The following is a 20,098-nucleotide window of genomic DNA, read 5'->3' on the forward strand; positions in this document are numbered from 1 at the left end:
CTGTTGTGGCTAGGTGCGGGCCGCTTCAAAGGCCTGCCAGGCCGCCTCAAACTGTTCAAAATCAAAGCCTTCCTTGCGGGCGGGCACCAGAACCAGTTTTTCGGTTTCAAGCAGCTTGACGATGGCGGCTTCCAGCATGGGGACGACATCTTCGGGAATGACCAGTGCGCCGTGGCGGTCGGCGTGGATCAGATCGCCGTCCTGCACCATCATGCCAAAGACCTCAACCGGGGTGCCCACCTCGCGCACGTGCACAAAGGCGTGGCTGGGGCCGATGGACCCTGCCACCACCGGGAAGCCCTCAGGCAGATCTCCAAGGTCGCGCATGACCCCGTTGGTGAGCGCGCCGCAAACACCTAAGCCCTTGTGAACAGTGGTGTTTATCTCTCCCCAAAATGCACCAACGGCGTTGGGGTAGTCGAGATCTTCGACCACGGTGACACGGGGAGAGGGGCCTTCTGACATGTGTTTGTAATAGGCCATGCGGCGGGCGCGGATCACGTCGGGGGCCTCTTGTGAGGGCTCCTGCGCGGCGATTTTGGCGGTGCGTGCATAACCGACCATGGCGCCGTCTTCTGGCGCGGAGCAAAGCATCGTGCCGCGGGTAAATTGGGCAAAGCCCCGTTTGCCTTGCGCAACCTCAATGGCGTTACAGACGGTCGGTGTGTCGACAGATTGCAGAAGTTTGAGCAGGGAAGGGGTCATAGGGTTTCCAACCATGTTGTGAGCGCTGCTGTGGTGGCTTGGGGCTGCTCCAATGTGGGGAGATGGCCCGCATCTGGCAGCACCGTAAGTGTGCTGTTGGGCAGCAGATCGTGCATAAGCTCATGGCGCGCCACAGGGCAGAGGCGATCTTGCTCGCCACATAGTACCAGAGAAGGCGCGCTGTAGGATTTCAGGGTTTCAGTTTGATCCGGGCGATCACGTAAGGCGATGGATTGTTTGATAAAAACGTCACTTCCAAGCGCTTCGGCCATGTCTTCACACAGAGGCTCCAGCGTTGCCGCATCTGATCCTTCGGCCAGATAATTCGGGATCATCTGCTCACGCATCACAGCGCGCATCTGGCCGTTTTGCGCCATCTCCATCTGGGGGCCGCGTTTGGCTTTTACATCGTCCAATTCGGCGAGCGGATTGGTGTCCATCAGAGCCAGACCGGTGATGCGTTCCGGCGCTAAACGGGCCACTTCCATGGCGAGAATGCCGCCCATGCTGAGGCCTGCAAGCGCGAAGCGGGGTGGCGCATTTTGCAACACGTCCTGTGCCAGTTCGGTCATGGCGGCGAAGCCGCCAATGGGCGCAACCGACACCATATGGCGCGCCGAGAGCGCGGCAATTTGTGGGGCAAAAAGCCGGGCGTCACACATCATGCCGGGCAGGAAAACGATGGGTGTCATTGTTGACGGTCCTTCTGAAGCGCGCGGTGAGGGCGGCGCGTTAACCACTTGCGCATCGTGCCAAACCCGCCTGTCTGTATTGCGGAGGTGTCATTTTCGGCATCTCGCGGTTAACTTTTGCGGCTGTTGCGCGGCGACCGTTGCGCCGCGCAGGGACTCTTATTAACCTTTCCACGTCGCCCCGGCGGGATCGTTGGTGGCGGTGATGCGGTAGAGACCCGCCTGGCCGGTCATGGACGGCGCGGCGCTGTAGCTTTCGCCAGGCATGGCCACGGCGGTGTCCCCGGCTGACAGGGTGACCTCCACGTCATCAATCTTGATGCGCCAGTGGCCGCTGGCGGGCATCAGCACCACGGGCTGATCGGTTTTGACCTGCTCAGTTACAGCAGAGCCCCGGGTGAGGAAATCCACCTCAAAGCCGGGCTTGTCTTTGATCATGGCGTCCTCGCCAATCACCTTGGCGGGTTTCTTTGATCCCAGCGCCATCAGATCCCAATAACGGGCGACGTATTTGCCAACCACATCTTCAACCGGCACTTCGGGGTAGGCTTTCAGCTCTTCTTCGGTGAGCAAGGGCATTGCGCGCACATTGTGGGGCAGCTCCTGACCTTTCTTGCTGTCATAGAGCACGCCATTGTCACCCAGCATCAGACCGTGGGCCTGCGCGTCCTCGATCACCTGCGGGGCCCATGTGACGCCGCCGCCCGCATCGTCGCCACCAAGGATCGACATGATCATGCCGTAGTCCTGACCGACGTTTTCAAAGCCGCGGAAGATGCCGGTGGGAATGTTGAAGATGTCGCCTTCTTCGGCGATGAATTCACCGGCGGTGCCATAGCGGCCCCAGAAGAAGCGCCAGCGGCCTTTGGCCACAAAGAAGACTTCGGCGGTGGTGTGGCTGTGCAGGGAGTTGCGGCATTTGGGCGGCTGGCCTGCAGCGCCGATGTTGAAGCCGATCTTGTCGGTGATGTGGACATGCTGATCGGGGGATTCCGACACGCCGCCACCGACGATGGTGAAGTTCTCTTTCTGATCAGAGCCTGGTGTGTGGGCGTCGATGAAAGCGGTTTTGCAGGGTTGCAGCTCGCCGTAGCGGACGATGCGGGATTGGATGGTGCTCATGATGTGTCTCCTTTGGATTGGTTGAAATGTGAGGGGGTTCACATTTCCTGTCCGGGAGGACGGTTGTTCAAACGCCGGGCACGCAAAGAGGCGCGGTGTGCATGAAAGCGCCGCGCCGCTTGTGAGGCGTTGAGATATGAGTTTTGGGCCTGCACCAAACGCGCCTTACAGCTCGCCGGTGTGCAGCAGGATCTGTTTCCAGACGGCGGTTTCGTCAAACAGGGTCCATTCGCGGCGCAGGCGGATGTCGCCGCCAATCAGCTCGCCCCATTCCGCATGGCTGATGCCGAGCACATAGAGATCGGCCCCTGTGGGTGCGCCAAGCGCGCCCCAGCCGTCGTGTTTGCCATGCAGGCTCCAGCGGATCGCGGAGCGGGGCGGCATGTTGGGATCGTCGCGGCCGATCTGGTGGTGAATGGTGAATGTGGCGGACGGCATGGAGGCGCGCAGCGACATCCAGAAACGCTCGACCGGATCAAAGCTGTGGCCAGTGGCGCCACCCGGATACTCCGTTTGCACGGCGCGATCATAATTGCGTTTGATCGCCGCCATGTCGGCATCCATCATGGCGGTCAGCAGGTCGGTGTGGCGCTGGCCCCATTCATTTTCGTTGCCGGTGCCTTTGTAGGGGCCGTCAATGTCATTGGCAGGCGTCAGCGGTTTGACACAGGCCTCTGGCCCGCCTTCACGCGCGATCAGATCGCGGGCAAAGTCTTTAGGGTCCCAGCCCAGCTGGCGCACCACAGCACCGTTGTCGCGCACCAGCCATTCATCGTCGATGGCGTTGTTCTTGGCATGGCAATCGGCCAGAATTCGATAGGTGAGCTTACTGCCGGTGGCCTTGCCAAACATGCCATCGCCCAGATGGGTCGCGGTCGACGTAATGCGGTGGCTGGAGAGCATGCCCTCCTCTGGGGTGCCGGACCAGATCACATCTTCGCCCAGCAGGGTGCGGTCAGGAAATTCTGCGAGCGTTGCCATGGTGGCGCCAATCACGCCTTCATTGCCGCGCGCCACGAAACCGGGCATGCGCACGGCCACATCCGGCGCATAGTATTCATGCAGCGTTGAGAGACCGCGATCTTCCCAAATCTCTTTGGTGATGCCGATGATGTAGTGCGGAAAGTCTGTGAACTTATTGGAAAAGCCGTGCATTATCCTTGTCCTTCTTCTTGGGGCCATTTGACAGGCAGGCGGGCAGAGCTGCGCACGATCAATGGGGCCGTGATGGCGATCTGGCGAGGCGCTGCGGTGGTGGGGTTTTCGATGTGAGCGAGCAAAGCATCTACGGTTTCAGCGACCATCAGATTGGCGCGCTGGCGCATGGTGGTGAGATCATAGGCCCGCCACGCGGCAGGGGGCACATCGTCAAATCCCACTACCGAGACATCCTCTGGGATCTTGAGGTCAAGGCTGTAGCGCAGCTCGTCCATCACAGCGAAAGCCATATGGTCATTGGCGACAAACACCGCGTCGGGGCGGTCTTTGGCGGGCACGTTGAACATGGCATTGGCGGCGGCGCGGGCGTGGTCGGTGTCAAAATCGCCACAGCCGCGGGCAAAGAGGCTTTGGCCTAACTCTTCCAGGCCGGCGCGGAAGCCCGCCTCTCGGTCGGCTTGTGTAGAGGCGCCTTCCCAACCGGCGATATAAGCGATTTTCTGGTGCCCACCAGCAACGAGAAACTGCGCGAGTTCACGCCCGCCAGCGAAATTGTCTGAGGTTACGGAGCTGACACCCTGAGATTTTTCAAACCGGTTGAAATGGACCACTGGCACATTGGCCTGAATGCACTTCTGTGACAGTTTCGAGGACATGGCGACAGAGGCGGTGACAATGCCATCCACTTGATAGTCAAGAATTTCCTGTACCACATCATCAATGGGGCCTGCGGTGTGCGAGGCCATGAAAACCAGCACATGGTAGCCTTTTTCCTGCAGCGCGTTGGACAGGATTTCCAACGTTTCGGGGTAAAAGTAATTGTCCAGATAGGCCACAACGAGGCCAATGATGCGGCTTTTGCCGGAGACCATGGCGCGGGCGAGCACATTTGGGCGGTAGCCTAGCTCCTCAGCCGCCTTGCGTACTTTGTCCACGGTTTTCTGACTCACCGAAGCGCCGGGGGTGAAGACGCGGCTGACTGCGGATTGGCTGACACCAGCACGCTCCGCCACTTGCAGGGATGTGACTTTCTCCGCCATCAGTCTGCCGTCCAGCCGCCGTCAATCAGCATGGACGTGCCCGTCACAAGTGCAGATGCGTCGGTGGCGAGGTAGAGGACAGCGCCCATAATGTCCTCCACTTCACCAATGCGCCCAAGTTTGATTTTCTCTTTGATCCAGGCGGCGCGGTCCGGGTTGTCAAAGGTCGATTGCGTGAGTGGTGTGCGGATGAAGGTTGGGCAGACGGTGTTGATGCGTATTTTGGCCTGCCCCCATTCGATGGCCATGGCTTTGACCATGCCCTCGAGCCCATGTTTGGAGGCGCAATAGACCGCGCGGTCAACACCGCCCACGTGGCCCATTTGACTTGAAATGTGAATGATGGAGCCGGGTTTGCCTGCCGCGATCATCGCTTGGGCAGCATAGGCTGACAGGAAGTATGCAGAGCGCAGGTTGAGGCCCATTGCAGCGTCATAGTCTTCTGGAGTGGTTTCCAGTGCTGGCCCGTGACGTGCGAGACCGGCGGAATTGACCACCACATCAAAGCTGCGCGTGGCCATGATCGGCTCAAGTGCGGACAGATCGCCTTGATCCAGCGACAGGGCCTCTGCGTGCATGCCGGCGTCTTTCATGGCCTCCACAGTGGCTTGCAGTTTCTCGACCCCGCGTGCGGCGCACACCACACGCGCGCCTGCCTCAGCCAACGCCACTGCGCAGCCCTGACCGATGCCGGATGAGGCTCCGGTGACAAGCGCGGTCTTGCCAGCAAGGGAAAAGGACGGGGTGCGGGGCAGTTGGGTCATCAGGTTCTTCCATCAGGTAGTGTCAGGCGCGCAAGGCTGCGCGCTTTGTTGAATTCCCGCAAGCGGGCAAAGACATCAACACCCAACTGTCGGTAGATGTCGAGCAGATCGACAAGCACCCAGTTCTCGCGAATCTTGCCGCCTTCCACGCGCCAGAAATCGAGGCTGCGCAGGCTGATCTTTTTGCCGGAGGGGGCAATCCCCATCCAGCCGTCTGCGCTGAGGCTTTGCATCATATTGGGCCAGCCGGTGACGGCTGCATATTGGCCGTCGCCAAAGAAATGATGGGTGATTTCCTCCTCATGCTGGCCGCGATCGGGCATGGCTTTGAGGAAAGGTATCTGGTGCCAGTTGCGAAAGCCCGCAGTGCCGCGGGCGGTGCCGATGCCCGCCGGGCCATACCAGCTCATGCGGGGATGCCAGAAGCGGTCGAGCTCCATCACACGCGGGTCAGGGTCTTTGGGGTGTTTCACCAAAGCTTCCAGCATGTCGAGGATCAGCTGGCAGCTTTGCGCGCTTTTGTCTGCATCATAGGGTCCCGGCACAATGCCATCACATGTGGCGGGGCCAGGCACACGCCATTCGCGCCCCAGAGAGGGGGCCATGGGCCACACACCGGCCTGCATCATCACCTCGGGGATGTCCCAGATCGCCTGTATCTCCACCACTTTGCCGTCTTCAAACCGGAAAAACTCGTGGTAGCGCATGGCGATCTGATGGCCGGTGGGCGGGATATCAAGCCATGGGGCGGCAAACACCCCAGTGTAGTGACCGCCGCAGCCAACCCAGTCATGTCCGAAAGCATCTGCGCCCGCCATGACAACAAAATCACGCCGTTCCAGATCGGGCACCGCCGCAAAGAGCGGCGCATAGGCGCTTTCATAAAGCGCCTGCGGCCCGATCAGATCCCCAAACGGATGGCAGAGGTGGACCTCCACATCCGGCGCGCAGAGCTGAGCTAGGGCGCCCTGCACCGCAGCCGCCTCAAAATCATAGGTCGCCTCACGAAACGACTTGATCGCTGCCTTATGCTGGGTGTGTCTGTCCATTTTCCTCTTGCTCAAAATATCCCGGGGAGTCTGAGGGGCTGGCCCCTCAGTCCCGACATCACCTCACTCGGCAGCGTCGCGATAAGGCGCGCCAGTGCCATAAGGCACGTTGATGCCGCCATAGCGGCGCACGCGCACGTTGCATTGCTCTGCATGGCCGACAAAGCCTTCGAGCATACAGAGGCGCGAGCCATATTCGCCAATCAGCGTGGCCGCCTCATCTGTGGTGACCTTCTGATAGCTGTGGGTTTTCAAATATTTACCCACCCATAGACCACCGGTATACCGCCCCGCCTTCTTGGTGGGCAGCGTGTGGTTGGTGCCGATCACCTTGTCACCGTTGGAGACATTGGTACGTGCGCCAAGGAACAGCGCGCCATAGCAGGTCATGTTCTCAAGGAACCAATCGTCGCGGTCGGTCATCACCTGTACGTGCTCTGAGGCGATGTCATCCGCCACCTGCAGCATTTCTTCATAGGTGTCACAGACAATCACCTCGCCGTATTCATCCCAGCTCACGCGCGCGGTGTCTGCGGTGGGCAGGATTTGTAGAATACGGTCGATTTCCACAAGGGTCTCTTCGGCCAGCTTCTTGCTGTTGGTCAGCAACACACAAGGACTGTTGTAGCCGTGCTCTGCCTGACCCAGCAGGTCGGTGGCGCAGAGTTCTGCGTCTGCTGCGGTTTCATCTGCAATCACCATGGTTTCGGTTGGACCGGCAAAGAGGTCGATGCCGACGCGGCCAAAGAGCTGGCGTTTGGCTTCGGCCACAAAGGCGTTGCCGGGGCCAACCAGCATATGCACCGGATCAATGGTCTCGGTGCCAATCGCCATGGCGCCAATCGCCTGAATGCCGCCCATCACATAGATCTCATGGGCGCCGCCCAGATGCATGGCAGCGATCACGGCGGCGTTTGGTTTGCCCTGAAACGGCGGGGTGCAGGCGATGATGCGCGGCACACCGGCCACAGAGGCGGTGGCAACAGACATATGCGCCGAGGCCACCATGGGGAATTTGCCGCCGGGCACATAGCAGCCCACGGATTGCACCGGGATGTTTTTATGGCCGAGGATCACGCCCGGCATGGTTTCCACTTCTATGTCCAGCATCGAGTCCCGCTGCGCCTGGGCAAAGTTGCGCACCTGCTCCTGGGCAAATTTGATGTCGGCCAGCTCGCGCTCGGTCAGCGAGGCGATCAGAGCGTCGATTTCCTCCTGACTCAGGCGGAAAGAGGCCGGGGAGTAGTTGTCAAATTTTTCAGACAGCTCCCGCACGGCGGTATCACCACGGGTTTCAATGTCTTTGAGCGTGGCTTCGACCACGGCGCGGGTTTTGGCATCATCTTCGGCGCGTTCCGCTTGGTCTTTGCCGCGTTTCAGATACTCGATGGTCATCTCATTGTCTCCCGCCCCGCAGGTTTAGCGGGGCCTCATTCATAGAGTGGGGCCCCGGACTTGCGCCCGGGACATGGTTTATTGTGCGTCTGGACGGGGGGCTTCTTTTTCGCCGCGGTCATAGGCTTCCCAGCCTTCGCCGTTGAAGATGTCGACCCCCAGCTGTGCGGCCACATGGGCGAAGTCCACATTCACCCAGTTGTCGACAATCTTGCCGTCCACAACTTTCCAGAAATCCATGTAGCGGATTTCGACACGTTTGCCGGTGGGGGCAATACCGAGGAATTCACCGGAGTGTGTGGCTTCCTGACGGCCAAAGGCCGCGGCCCATTCGCCCATGTAAAGGCGCGCCTCATCAATGCAGGTCTTGTCGGAAAACGCCGCCTGGAAGGGGCGCTGCCAGTTGTCCTGAAATTCTTTGAGGCCGGTTTTGGTGCCGCAGCCTTGGTTGCCCATCCAGCGGAAGCCTTGGGTGAAGAATTCGCCGATGTCGTCGATGCGGTGGTCGTTGAGACCATCCACCATGGTTTCGATCACGCGGCGGGTGTCTTCGGTTTTGCTCATATCCGTGTCACGGGTCAGAACGGCTTGTTCGGGGCGGGAGCCTTTCATGGGGCATCTCCTTTAGAAAGATGGGAAGGGGAGGATTGGGGGCGGTGCGCCCCCAGGGAGAGGAAATCCCGTGGCATCCTGTTCAGCGCGGGATGGCGCGTCATGGCGTTGTGGCGGGCGGTGGCGCTCATCCCTTGACCGCCCCTGCGGTCAGGCCGGAGACGATTTGGCGCTGGAAGAACATTACCAGCACAAAGAGCGGCGCGGTGGCGGAGACCACGGAGGCGACCGCAAACATCACGTTGCCCTCTTCCTGTGTGGAGCCAAGGAAGCCATAGATCGCGGGCACCATGGTGCGGTTTTCTTCGCTGAGCAGCATCGAGGTGACGGAGAAGTCATTGTAGGCCAGCAGGAAAGAGAACAGGCCGGTGGTGATCACGCCGGGCCACATCACCGGGATGATTACATGGCGGAAGGCCTGAAATTGGTTGCAGCCATCCACTTTAGCACTTTCATCTAAGTCTTTGGGAATGTTCAGAAAGAAGGAGTGTAGCATCCAGAGCGTAAAGGGCTGGTTGATGGCGACAAGCACGATGATCGCGGTGGGGATATGGCCCCAGAGGTTCCATTCAAAGAACGGCAGCAGATAGCCGGACACCAGCGTGATATGTGGCATGGCGCGAAACACCAGCGCGATCATCAAAAGCCAGAAGGAATAGTTGTGACCCGAGCGCGCCAGCGCATAGCCGCCCAATGTGCCAAAGGTCAGCGAGATGATGACGGTGAAGAACACAATGATGAATGTGTTGATCGCCGCGCGCCAGAATTCTTCCTGCACCCAGGCGCCTTCATAGCCTTTGCCGGTGAAGGTGCCCCCGGTTTCAATTAGCGTGCGCGTGCCGGTGAGGGCCTGGGTCCAGTCCGCTTTGGAGAAGAAATCCCCCTGCACTTTGAAGGAGCCCCAGAGGGTCCAGAGGAAGGGGAAGGAGGCGACAATCACCCAGAGCAGCACAAAGGCTGAGGAGATCACAATCAGGCTGCGGGAGGAGCGGTTTGCAATGGTGGAGGACATCAGACAGCCTTTCCTTTGAAGTCGCGCCATGTGCGCACCAAGACGGGAGCGAGCAGGATTGTGACCCCGATCACGGTCAGCACAGAGGTGGCGGCAGCGGAGTTGAAGCGGGTGATGTCGCTGCGCATATCCGCAAAGATGATGTAGGAGAGCGAGGGGGCATTGGCTTGAGCCGAAAAGCCCACGACCGGTTCAAACACCCTGAAATTGTCCATCAGCTGCATGAGCGAGATAAACACCGCCAGCGGCATCAGATGGGGGATCACCACATAGCGGATCTGTTGCCATTTGGTGGCTCCGTCTATCATGGCGGCCTCAAGGGAGTCGCTGTTCACGGTCTGAAGCCCTGCGTAGAAGACCACAAAGGCAAAAGGCGCGCCGCTCCAGATGCCGTAGACGATGAGAGTGATCCATGTGAGTGGTGGGGAGGCTTTCAGCGAGAGTTCCGGATCATCAAAGATCCATTGCAGGGATTTGCCGATCACGCCTTGGGCGTCGATCATCCAGAACAGGATCAGCGAGCCGATCAGCGGCGTGATGATCATCGGCAGCAGGGAGACAAAAATTGTCGGGCCTTTGAGGGCGGGTGTGAGGCGGTTCACACCCAGCGCGATCAGCAGGCCCAGCACAATCACCATCGGCGTGACCACAAAAGTGTAGGTCAGGGTGAAGGCCAGCGCCTTGTAAAACGGCAGGTTATAAAGCTCTGAGAAGAAATCCCCGAGGCTTTCGTGATTGGCCCAGGCCTCGGCAACTTCCGAGCTGGCAAGGTGGCCGCGGTCAAAATAGGTGGCAAGGCCGGCAAACCGCCCCAGCGGCTGTTCGTCGCGCAGCTGCGCTGTGGCCTCGGTATCCACAGAGCTTTCCTGTGTACAGCCAAAGGGGCCGCAGTTTTCGGTCACAACTAGGACCTGCTCATGTTCGATATACATGGACTGGACAACCACTGACACCAGCGGGAGCGCAATGAAGAGGATCATCGCCGCAAGGCTGGGCAGAATGAACCAGAGGAAGGTTTTATGGCGCATGTCAGATCGTCCCGTTCACGAGGGGGCAGGGGCGGCAGAACCGGGGGGAGTGGGCCGGTTCTGCCAAGGGAAGGCTTCTTACTGAAGGAAGCCTTTTTCTTTGGCGGCAGAGACATAGGCGGCCTCCACATCGGCCAGAGCCTGCTCAGCAGATTCAGAACCTTGCAGGAACTCGGAGAGTTCCGCGCCAAGTGCGGAGTGCATCAGGCCCATGAATGGGATCATCGGATAAGGCTTGGTGCCACCGGTGGCGGTTGCCAGAACACCCGCGGAGGCCGCTGAGGGCTGATAGCCTTCGACAAGCCATACGGCTGCGTCGTTGTTGGCTTTCACGTTTTCCTGGCTGATGCCGTTGAGCATGGCAACAAAGCTGGCTTCGGCGTCTGCATCACTCACGTTGGCGGCGATGGCAAAGCCGTCCCACCACAGGGAAGAGGCGGGCGTGCTGCCGCCGCCAACGGTCGGGGAGGAGACCAGTACGGTGTTGTTGACGATCTCGTCGGTGGAGCCTTCGGCATCAAGAATGCCGGTGCCGCGTGAGCCCCAGAGGTGTGCAATGGCCAGATCGCCCGCTTCCCATGACGCCTGAACCGCGTTGGAATCAAAGGTCAGGAAATCGGGGTTGGACTGTTCGGTCAGCGCTTTGAGCATGTTGAGTGTGGCAACACCGGTTTCGTTGTTCACATTCGGCTCTGCGGTGCCGGGTTTGAAGAACTCGCCGCCAAAGCCCAGGTACATGTTCACAAACTCTTCGCCGAGGTTCCAGCCGGTCTGGCTGGTGGTGGCAAAAGGATGCTCCATCAGGCCAGCGGCTTTGATCGCTGCGCTTGCGGCCACAACCTCTTCATAGGTGGTGGGCACGTCGACGCCGGCTTTCTCAAGAATGTCGGTGCGCACAAACAGATGCTGAGCATTGGCCATAAACGCCACTGCCATCACCTTGCCGTCTACGGTGATCAGCTGGTTCTTGGAGATGTTCTGGCCGTGTTTGGCAATCAGATCATCCAGCGGGCGGATCAGGCCTTCGCCAATCAGCGGCACGATGGCGGCGTTGGTGGTGACCACGGTGGAATATTGCGCCGGATTTGCGGTCAGCGCGGCGATTTGAAGATCGCGGTAGTCCTTGTTGAGGTTGCTCTCAACGGTGACGCCGTCACCGGCGCATTGCTTTGCGCCTTCGGCCACTGCCTGAATGGCGGCAAAATCATTGCCCAGAATGCTGACGTTGCCGTAGGTCACGCCGCAGCCCGCATAAGCGGTGGTTCCCATAAACACGGCCGCTGCGCCGAGCATTGAAAGTTTCATAACAGACATTTGTGTCTCCCTGATTGTCAATTGGGGCGCTTTCACCCCGTATGGCCTTGGCCGCTTATGCGAAGGCAGAACGCTGGGTTAAGATCCCAGTCTTGCGCCATCTTCTGCATTGAAGAGGTGGCAGATTTCAGTCGGGATGCTGAGAGAGACCAGATCGCCGATTTCGGCGCGGTAGGTCTTGTCAGCTTTCACGGAAACCAGTGCATCCCCGACGCGCACGGAGATCATCGTGGCATCGCCAAGAAGCTCCAGCGTGTAGATTGGGGCGGTGATCTGGCCTTTGCCTTCGGCAACAGCTGCATCCTCTGCGCGGAAGCCGAGGGTCAGCGGGCCATCAGGGGCATTAATGCCCCGAATTTCGACATTGGGCGCGCGGAACACGCCGCCGGTAATCTCGCCATCCATCAGGTTCATCGCCGGGGAGCCAATGAAGCTCGCGACAAAAGTATTGGCGGGGCTGTCGTAGATCTCAGTTGGGGAGCCAACCTGCTGCACCACGCCTTTTTTCATCACCACAACGCGGTCTGCCAGCGTCATCGCTTCGATCTGGTCATGGGTCACATAGATGGTGGTGGCCTGAAGATCGTGGCTCAGGTTTTTGATCTGGGCGCGGGTGGAGACGCGCAGTTTGGCATCAAGGTTTGAAAGTGGTTCGTCCATCAGGAACACTTTTGGTGTGCGCACAATCGCCCGGGCCAGAGCGACACGCTGTCGTTGACCGCCAGACAATTCCGCTGGCTTACGGTGTAGAAATTCCCCTAGTTCGACGCGTTCGGCGGCCTGCATGACGCGGTCATGATGGGTCGATGGATCTATGCCGCGCACCTTCAGTGGAAAGCGGATGTTTTCGTAAACGTTCATGTTTGGGTAAAGCGCGTAGCTTTGAAACACCATGGCGACATCGCGGTCTTTGGGCTCAAGCTCGTTGACCACAGTGTCGTCGATGCGGATCTCCCCTTCGCTGACATCCTCGAGCCCGGCAATCATCCGCATTGTCGTGGTTTTGCCGCAGCCCGAAGGGCCGAGAAGCACAAGGAACTCTTTGTCGGCGATGGTGAGGTCGAAGTTGTGAACACCCACAAAAGTGCCCCAGCGCTTGCCCACATTGCGAAGCTGAATTTCGGCCATTTTGGTCCCCCGAGCCGCATCCGGTTGATCCGGGTGCGTTTTGCATACGTTTGCAAAAAGGTAGTGACGCTGCGTCGATTTTGGCAAGACATTTTTGCATACGTATGCAAAAAATACTTGAAACGACTCCGGAAGCCGCGTTGTTAAATGCGCAGCAAATACATGTTTAATATGGGAAAATCACATGAATGATGTTCAAGAGGCCAAGCGCATTATTCGGGCATTTTATGCCGATCTGGATGCTGCACGCGCCGAAGATGCGGGGGAGGTGATGGCCAAATACTGTGATTCTGAGTTGTTGTGGCGCGGATTCCACCCCTTTGATGAAATCCGTGGCGCGCGCGCCGTGGGCGCCAAATTCTGGACCCCGCTGCGCCAGAGCCTGCGCCGGATGCAGCGCCGGGTGGACATCTTCTTTGCCGCGCATAACCGGTTTGACGATCAGGGGGGCGTTTGGGTGAGCTCAATGGGACATCTGATGGGGCTGTTTGATCAGCTGTGGCTGGGCATTCCTCCCACCGGCAAGATGGCCTTTCTGCGCTATTGCGCGTTTCATCGGGTGCTGGATGGCAAGATTGTTGAGACCACGATGTATTTTGACATCCCGCATCTGATGATGCAGGCGGGTTTGCAGCCCTTCCCGGAACAGACCGGGGCGCAGCTGGTGCAGCCCGGGCCGATGACCCACGATGGGCTGCTGTATGAGGCCCAGCCAGAAGAAGAAGGCGCTAAGACGCTGGCGGCGATTGAGGCGATGATTGGTGATCTCGGGCAATGGGACAATCCGCTGCCACTTGAGGAAGAACTGGCCCTGACGTGGCACGACGACATGATTTGGTGGGGGCCAACTGGGATTGGCGCGACCTACACCATCGCGCGCTATGCCAAGCAGCATTCCGGCCCTTTCCGGGCGGGTTTCACCGAGCGTTCCAAGACCAATCACATCTGCCGCATGGCGGAAGGGCACTATGGTGGCTTTTTTGGTTGGCCCAATTTCACCGCTGTTCCCAGCGGCGGGTTTATGGGCATGCCTGCAACCGGAAAGGCCGGAGAGTTTCGCGTGATCGACATCTATCGCCGCGACGGCGACAAGCTGGCAGAGAACTGGATTTTCATCGATCTGCTGCATTTCTGGAAACAGCAGGGTGTGGATATTCTGAAGCGGACAACCGGGATAAGCGGGGCGAGGGTTTGTGGCTGGGAGTAATCCTGACGTCGCTCAGTTTGGCATCCGCCTGACGGCGGCGGCCAATGGCCACAAAGCTGGAGGACGTCACGGACTCGGCCTTGAGGTAGACGCTTGCGGCTCCGCATAGATTTGCGCTCACGTAACAATCTCTGAGGCGTGTAATCCGCAACTAGGCTTGTGGTGTGATCGATCTACAGTAATTTCCACGAAACAAATCAGCTGTTTATGCCATGCGTCTAGCGGAAGCCCTACGGGCGCTACATGAGATTTAGGACGCAGGATGATGCCTGATCTGCGCTTTCGTATTCCTGTCAGTGCCTGCGAACGCAAGCTCGACCTATTGCAGGCGCAGGAGGTCGACATATTCCTCGGTGACCTGACCTACATACCCGAAGCGGACGATGTTGAGATCATGGTGAAGGAAAAGCAACCCATCCGGTTCGTTGCTCATCGAGATCATGAAATTCACCAGCGCTGCCCGCAAACCATGGCAGGTATCTTTGATTTTCCCTTCGCGTCGCCGCATCTCCACAAACACTGGAAAGCCACTATAACGAAAGCTCTTGGGGGCGGTGCGGAAGCTGCCGAAAGCGTCAATGGGCAGCCGCATGTAGAATGTGACGACTGCAACCTGCTGCTGGGACTGTTGGCGGAACCTGAATTCATCTTTGGAGTGATACAGGATACATTCGCAGGCTACGGGCACCTTTGCTTTTCGATCCGCAGTTAGTGGTCAAAGTGGTTGGGGTTCATCTGCCCGTGAGAATTCAAAAGCCTGACAGCGCTGCGCGGTTACTCAAACTCAACGAGCCGTTTGCTCTCGCCCCCGTTCACATAGAAATATTCGGTCAGTGTGCGGCCGTCTGGCAGGAGTTCATGTTCTACGGTCAGGCTTTGAGTGCCGTTAAAACGTGAGGCGGGGCCGGCGGGGCAGGTGGTTTTGAAGTTCTTTAGCTCAAAGCCGCCTTTTCGGTGGGTTTTGGTCGCCAGCGCGAAGGGGCCGATTTTGCCCCCTTTGCAGCTTTTCTGCACAAAGGCGATCACCTGTTTCACGTTGTAGCCCTCATGAAGCATCACACCTGTGACATCTGGTGACCCGGTGGTGATCGTGTAACCGGCAAATTTATTGGGTTGCGCCTGAGCGGGGGGAGCGATGGCAAGAAGGGCGCATGCCAGAAGCGCGAATTTAGGTGTCATGTTGGCTGTCATGGGGGCCTCAACTTTTTGTCTGAAGGTAAAGGCTGCGATTGTGCAGCGCAATACTGGCAACGCCATGTTGGAGACAGTACACGGCTTTGTGGTTGACAGTTTGGGTGCGAAAAGGTCAGGAGGCGGGGTGCCTTACGGATTGCCATATGTCGCGCGGGGTCAGCGGATTGGCCTGCTTGGAGGATCGTTTGATCCGCCACATGTGGGCCATGTGCACATCACACTAGAGGCCATGAAACGTTTTGAGCTGGATCAGGTCTGGTGGCTGGTCAGTCCCAGAAATCCACTGAAATCAGAGGGTCCAGTGCGCCTAGGCCGACGGATGGCCGCGGCGCGCGCGCTGATGCGGCATCCACGGGTCTTCGTGAGCGATTTTGAGCGTCTGGCGGGTACGCGCTACACGGCGCAGACGATTGCAAAGCTTCAGCATGTGGTGCCTCAGGCGCAGTTTGTCTGGCTGATGGGGGCTGACAATCTGAAACAGTTTCACCGCTGGAAAGATTGGAAAGGCATTATGGAGCGGGTACCGGTTGGGGTGCTGGCGCGCCCCGGAGAGCGGATTGAAGCCCGCACCGCCAAGGCCGCGCAGGTGTATCGCGCCGCACGGCTGCACCCGCGCGCACTGCGCTTGCTGAGTCGCAGGCCCCCGCCTGTTTGGGGCTTTGCCGATGTTCCCATGCGCGCCATCAGTTCGACTGAGCTGAGGCAAAGTGGGGTTTGGCTTAAAGATTAGGCAGGGGTTTCGTTGGGTTAATCGTGGTGCGCCTGGCGTAAGCACCTGTTAACGCAAAGGACCTAGTTTGGCCCAAACAGGATTGGCTTGTCTGCCGTTCGCACCGCGCAGGATTCGCGCGCAAATGTCATGTATGTTTGGGGGCACAGCCCGCTGCGATTTGCCGACAGTGTCCTTTTTATGAATGGCAACGCACCGCTCTGTCGGTGCCAAACTGGGGGCCGCTCTGCGGGTCGAGGCGATGGCCTATATTGTGAACTTTCTGACGCGTCTTTTGGACCGTTTCCTAGGTTTTTCGATTATGGGGCGGCTTTTGCTGCCGATTGTCGGATGTATTGTGGTTTTTTTCACCAGTTCCACTTTGTGGTGGATGAACCTGCAGACCTCTACGCTGAAGCACGCGTTTGAAAACGAGGTGGTCATGGCGCAGACTTTCGTGGCGCCACCTGTTGCAGCTGCGGTTTGGGACTTCAACGCAGATGGCGCCAATGGTGCGATCGCCGGTATCGTGGAAATCGAAGACGCGCTGTTTGCAAAGGTGTTTGTGGATGGTGAGGTTTTTGCGGAGATGGCCCTAGAAGGTACCGATCCGGCTGGTTGGGACTCAGGTGTATCTGAAGTTCTGGCAATGGAGGGCGAAACGGCGCGCCTGTCCATCGAAGAGGTGGAGTACATCAAGTTCCCCGTGCGCCATAGCGATGGTTCTGTTGTCGGGGAAATGGTCATTGGGTTTGACCATTCAAAGGTAGTTGCGGTTGTGAACCAGCTCTACATGCAATCGCTGATCGTAGGTGTTGCGATGGTGCTGGTTATGGCTTTCATCGTTTACATCATTGCCGCCAGTGTGACGCGCCCTTTGAGTGGCATTATTGAGCGTATCGACGGGCTGCGCCAAGGCGACACTGAAGGGGATGTGCCCAGCGACACCCGGAAAGATGAACTTGGACGTCTGGCACGTGCGGTTGTTGAGTTTGTTCAGACCATCAAGGCCAACAAAGAGTTGGAAGAGCAATCCAAAACAGCGGCGCGAGAGCAGTCTGAAGTGGTTGGCGAGCTGGCGGACGGTCTGAACAATCTGGCGCAGGGGCTGTTGAGCCACCGGATCACGGCCGAGGTGGGCGAAGACTATGAAATGCTGCTCACTGATTTCAATAAAACAGCTGAAGCGCTGGATGATGTGATCGGTCGCGTGTTGGCAACAATCTCGCAGATTGAGGACGAAACCGGCTCTATGGCGGAAGGCACTCACAACCTTTCCAAACGCACGGAGAGCCAGGCGGCGACCCTGGAGGAGACCGCAGCGGCGATCAGCCAGATCACCGAAAGCGTTCAGAATGCCACAGATCAGACCAAGTCTGTCGAAGCGACGGTTGATGCAACCAAGGCTGAGGCGATGCGGGGTGGCGACATCGTGAAGCGCGCGGTTGGTGCAATGCAGGATATCGAAGAGTCCGCTGGAAAAATTTCTGAAATCAACCGTGTGATTGAAGACATTTCTTTCCAGACCAATTTGCTTGCCTTGAACGCAGGTGTGGAAGCCGCGCGTGCCGGTGACAGCGGCCGTGGTTTTGCCGTAGTGGCTTCTGAAGTGCGCTCTCTCGCGCTGCGGTCTGCAACCAGCGCCAATGAAATCAAAGAGTTGATCGACAACTCCACTGACAAGGTTCAGGTTGGCGTAGAGCTTGTGGATGCGGCAGGCAAAGCCATCGAAGAGATCATCACCAAGATCGAAGCGGTGAGCAAACTGGCGGTACAGATTGCGGAAGGGTCGCGAGACCAGGCAACAGCGATCACTGAAATCAACGCAGGCGTGATGGATCTGGATCGGGTGACGCAGCAAAATGCGAGTCTGGTGGATCGGTCAAGCGCGCAGGGGCGTGCCTTGCAAGAGGCCGCGAGTGAGCTTGCTGAGTTGGTTGCGAGCTTTAGGCCCTCATCTGTCGATCAACGCGCGGCGCGAGAGGCTGAGCATGAGGCAGATGCCGAGCATGCTGAGCTGAGCTTCCGCCATTCGGCTTAAGCAAAGAACACAAGAGAAGGCCGGGCTGCGCATCGCATCCCGGCCTTTTTGCATTGATATGGGGGTGTTTAGTGCGCTGGAGTAAACGCGATTTCGCGCACAATGGCTTGTGCCTTTGCGGTGTCAACAGCACGGCCCGCCCAAGGCTCCAGAGCGCCGCTCACCGCCCAGACATTGGCGAATAAAAATCCCGGCTCTTTGGGCAACAGTGTGTCTGTTTCTGTGACCTCAAAGATCAGCTCATCTGCGACAAACCAGCGAAGCCTGTCGGGGAGCCATTCAAAACTATATCTGCGAAAGCTGTCGGCCGCGTCAAACCCCAAAGGAATAACATGGTTTTGTAAGACGCCGTCCACAAACCAAGCCACATGCATTTTGGTTGTGTCCTTACCGAGAAACTCGATATCGATTTCGTCGTGACGGGCGCCATAATAGGGGCCGGTGTAGGTGAAGAAACCGGTGACAATACCGTCTCCACGGGCAGGGCGCATGACCACAGAGTAGCGGCCATAGTGGCTGGTTTCTGCGCGGCGCAGAGATGCGCCAGCGAAGCGGTTTTTACGATCATATTGAGGGCTGAGCGACAGATTCAGCCCGGCTTTGTATGTGACGTTGTTACGTGACCAATCGGTATCAAAGAAAGGGTGCGAAAACATGTAGTGCGCCGCGTGCCAAACTTCCGGGGATGGGTGGGCAAAGTGCTCAATGAAGCCTTGTTTGGGGGCAATTGGGGACTCTCCGGCATGCCCAGGAAACGCGCTCAACGTCGCGATCAGGGCGGCCATGTAACAGACTGTGTTGGGCCATATTTTTGCGCGGGATGGTGACTGTGGATCGGGTGCATAATGTGGGGCACAGTCAATTTGATCGTCAATCGGGAGGTCATCGATCATCCTTAACACCCCTAATTAAGGTTAACATTTATTAACCTTAATTAGGGGTGTTTGAGAAAGCGGGATGCAATAGAAACGTGGTGGATTGGTTAATTTAAGAATTTAGGAAAATTTTATGAACTGGATTGGCAGTCTCTATAACTCGCCTGGCACCTATGCTGCGTCGGTCTTGGAGGGGGGCTTCCTCGCGAGGCGCAAAGCAGGTGTTTCTGCGGCGACCATTTTGGTTGTGATTGGGGCAGGGCAGGCAAAGAGCGCGCGATGGCATTTGTTCGCGACATGCTGGCGGTGGGGCAAAACGGTCTCTTACTAGTCGTTACCATGCATGTCTACGCGCCTGAGCGGGCCAACACCTTAGCGCCTTAGAATCTGCGAGACCTGTGGATCAACGACATGATCGGGCGCGAATTTCGACACGCCTATTGAGTGGGTTGGAGCCATTGATCTGCGGCAGCGGTTGCGTTTCACCAGAGGAGACAACGCTCACGATCCGCTCTGCGTCTTGCAGGCCGTCACGCAAAACCGCAGCGATCGTCTCGGCCCGGCTAAGCGCCAATGCGCGATTGGCACTCCTATCGCCACTGGTGTCGGAATGGCCAATCAGTTGAATGCATGCAGATTTCATCACCGAGGTGTCCAGCACTGCAATCAGTTTTGCAATCTTGAGTTGTGCTACATCGTCGAGCCGCGTGCCCCCAGCTTTGAAAAATATGTGGCTCTCTTGTATTTCCGGATCCAATGGCGATGCGGTCTGTGGCTGTGTTGGAGGTGCGCGCCGCTCCACGCAATCACGTACGTCAAAGCCGAATTCCTGCATCATGCGCTGACATATTTCAGCCTCCGTCAGGGCGGACCCACGATTGGCCGGTACCAAGGAAAGAACAAGCAAAACCCACAAAACCAAACGCATAACAAACACTCCTTGCAACGAGTCTGCGCAAAGAGGGTTTCAAAAACATGAAGGCCAGTTTTTTGGTCTGCTGTGGTGAAGGCAGGATGTTTACGGTTTGTTCACGTGCTTGGCACAGTATTGTC

General features: G+C 58.0%; 20 protein-coding genes. 4 read left to right on the top strand and 16 right to left on the bottom strand.

Annotation, left to right across the window (positions count from 1 at the left end):
* Positions 1–9: 9 nt before the first annotated feature.
* From PJL69_RS18290 to PJL69_RS18350, 13 genes are all read right to left on the bottom strand, one after another.
* Entirely contained in the window at positions 10–705 is a 696-nt protein-coding gene (locus tag PJL69_RS18290) for an RraA family protein (protein WP_271310960.1), read from the bottom strand.
* Positions 702–1,397 carry an alpha/beta fold hydrolase gene (locus PJL69_RS18295; protein ID WP_271310961.1) on the bottom strand — a complete coding sequence of 232 codons (696 nt, stop codon included), beginning with the start codon at positions 1,395–1,397 and terminating at the stop codon, positions 702–704. Before PJL69_RS18295 ends, PJL69_RS18290 begins: the two co-directional genes overlap by 4 nt.
* Positions 1,398–1,559: 162 nt before the next feature.
* The gene (locus tag PJL69_RS18300; protein WP_271310962.1) at positions 1,560–2,519 is read right to left on the bottom strand and encodes a cupin; all 960 of its coding nucleotides are present in this window, start codon (positions 2,517–2,519) and stop codon (positions 1,560–1,562) included.
* 165 nt (positions 2,520–2,684) lie between these two features.
* Entirely contained in the window at positions 2,685–3,674 is a 990-nt protein-coding gene (locus PJL69_RS18305) for a nuclear transport factor 2 family protein (RefSeq protein WP_271310963.1), read from the bottom strand.
* The gene (locus PJL69_RS18310) at positions 3,674–4,720 is read right to left on the bottom strand and encodes a LacI family DNA-binding transcriptional regulator (protein WP_271311031.1); all 1,047 of its coding nucleotides are present in this window, start codon (positions 4,718–4,720) and stop codon (positions 3,674–3,676) included. The genes PJL69_RS18305 and PJL69_RS18310 overlap by 1 nt, the downstream gene beginning before the upstream one ends.
* On the bottom strand, positions 4,717–5,481 hold the full coding sequence (locus PJL69_RS18315; RefSeq protein WP_271310964.1) for an SDR family NAD(P)-dependent oxidoreductase: 765 nt from the start codon (positions 5,479–5,481) through the stop codon (positions 4,717–4,719). The genes PJL69_RS18310 and PJL69_RS18315 overlap by 4 nt, the downstream gene beginning before the upstream one ends.
* Entirely contained in the window at positions 5,481–6,530 is a 1,050-nt protein-coding gene (locus tag PJL69_RS18320) for an ester cyclase (RefSeq protein WP_271310965.1), read from the bottom strand. Before PJL69_RS18320 ends, PJL69_RS18315 begins: the two co-directional genes overlap by 1 nt.
* Before the next feature lie 63 nt (positions 6,531–6,593).
* The gene (gene hisD, locus PJL69_RS18325; RefSeq protein WP_271310966.1) at positions 6,594–7,925 is read right to left on the bottom strand and encodes a histidinol dehydrogenase; all 1,332 of its coding nucleotides are present in this window, start codon (positions 7,923–7,925) and stop codon (positions 6,594–6,596) included.
* A gap of 78 nt (positions 7,926–8,003) precedes the next feature.
* Entirely contained in the window at positions 8,004–8,537 is a 534-nt protein-coding gene (locus PJL69_RS18330; RefSeq protein WP_271310967.1) for an ester cyclase, read from the bottom strand.
* 127 nt (positions 8,538–8,664) lie between these two features.
* Complete coding sequence (locus tag PJL69_RS18335; protein WP_271310968.1) at positions 8,665–9,549, bottom strand: carbohydrate ABC transporter permease; 885 nt, start codon at positions 9,547–9,549, stop codon at positions 8,665–8,667.
* Positions 9,549–10,577, bottom strand: coding sequence for a carbohydrate ABC transporter permease (locus PJL69_RS18340; RefSeq protein WP_271310969.1), 1,029 nt, complete (start codon positions 10,575–10,577; stop codon positions 9,549–9,551). The genes PJL69_RS18335 and PJL69_RS18340 overlap by 1 nt, the downstream gene beginning before the upstream one ends.
* A 78-nt stretch (positions 10,578–10,655) precedes the next feature.
* Positions 10,656–11,891: an ABC transporter substrate-binding protein gene (locus PJL69_RS18345; RefSeq protein WP_271310970.1), complete on the bottom strand. Its 1,236-nt coding sequence runs from the start codon at positions 11,889–11,891 to the stop codon at positions 10,656–10,658.
* A 78-nt stretch (positions 11,892–11,969) separates the two neighbouring features.
* Positions 11,970–13,019, bottom strand: coding sequence for an ABC transporter ATP-binding protein (locus tag PJL69_RS18350; RefSeq protein WP_271310971.1), 1,050 nt, complete (start codon positions 13,017–13,019; stop codon positions 11,970–11,972).
* Positions 13,020–13,203: 184 nt separating this feature from the next.
* On the opposite strand from PJL69_RS18350, the gene PJL69_RS18355 reads away from it, so the two are divergent.
* Positions 13,204–14,226 carry a nuclear transport factor 2 family protein gene (locus PJL69_RS18355; protein ID WP_271310972.1) on the top strand — a complete coding sequence of 341 codons (1,023 nt, stop codon included), beginning with the start codon at positions 13,204–13,206 and terminating at the stop codon, positions 14,224–14,226.
* 262 nt (positions 14,227–14,488) lie between these two features.
* Positions 14,489–14,938, top strand: coding sequence for a hypothetical protein (locus PJL69_RS18360; RefSeq protein WP_271310973.1), 450 nt, complete (start codon positions 14,489–14,491; stop codon positions 14,936–14,938).
* Between the two features lie 62 nt (positions 14,939–15,000).
* On the opposite strand, the gene PJL69_RS18365 is transcribed toward PJL69_RS18360, so the two are convergent.
* Positions 15,001–15,405, bottom strand: a complete 405-nt coding sequence (locus tag PJL69_RS18365) for a hypothetical protein (protein ID WP_271310974.1) — start codon at positions 15,403–15,405, stop codon at positions 15,001–15,003.
* Between the two features lie 139 nt (positions 15,406–15,544).
* Here PJL69_RS18365 and PJL69_RS18370 point away from each other — a divergent pair, with 139 nt between their 5' ends.
* A complete protein-coding gene (locus PJL69_RS18370) occupies positions 15,545–16,150 on the top strand; it encodes a nicotinate-nucleotide adenylyltransferase (protein ID WP_271310975.1) in 606 nt (201 codons plus the stop codon).
* A gap of 184 nt (positions 16,151–16,334) precedes the next feature.
* Complete coding sequence (locus PJL69_RS18375) at positions 16,335–18,170, top strand: methyl-accepting chemotaxis protein (RefSeq protein WP_271310976.1); 1,836 nt, start codon at positions 16,335–16,337, stop codon at positions 18,168–18,170.
* A gap of 68 nt (positions 18,171–18,238) precedes the next feature.
* Here the strand turns inward: PJL69_RS18375 and PJL69_RS18380 are convergent, their stop codons facing one another.
* Both PJL69_RS18380 and PJL69_RS18385 read right to left on the bottom strand, forming a co-directional pair.
* Positions 18,239–19,063: a family 16 glycosylhydrolase gene (locus PJL69_RS18380; RefSeq protein ID WP_271310977.1), complete on the bottom strand. Its 825-nt coding sequence runs from the start codon at positions 19,061–19,063 to the stop codon at positions 18,239–18,241.
* 385 nt (positions 19,064–19,448) lie between these two features.
* Complete coding sequence (locus PJL69_RS18385) at positions 19,449–19,973, bottom strand: OmpA family protein (RefSeq protein ID WP_271310978.1); 525 nt, start codon at positions 19,971–19,973, stop codon at positions 19,449–19,451.
* Positions 19,974–20,098 lie beyond the last annotated feature (125 nt).

This window comes from Shimia sp. MMG029 (genome assembly GCF_027947445.1).
Taxonomy (GTDB): Bacteria; Pseudomonadota; Alphaproteobacteria; order Rhodobacterales; family Rhodobacteraceae; genus Shimia.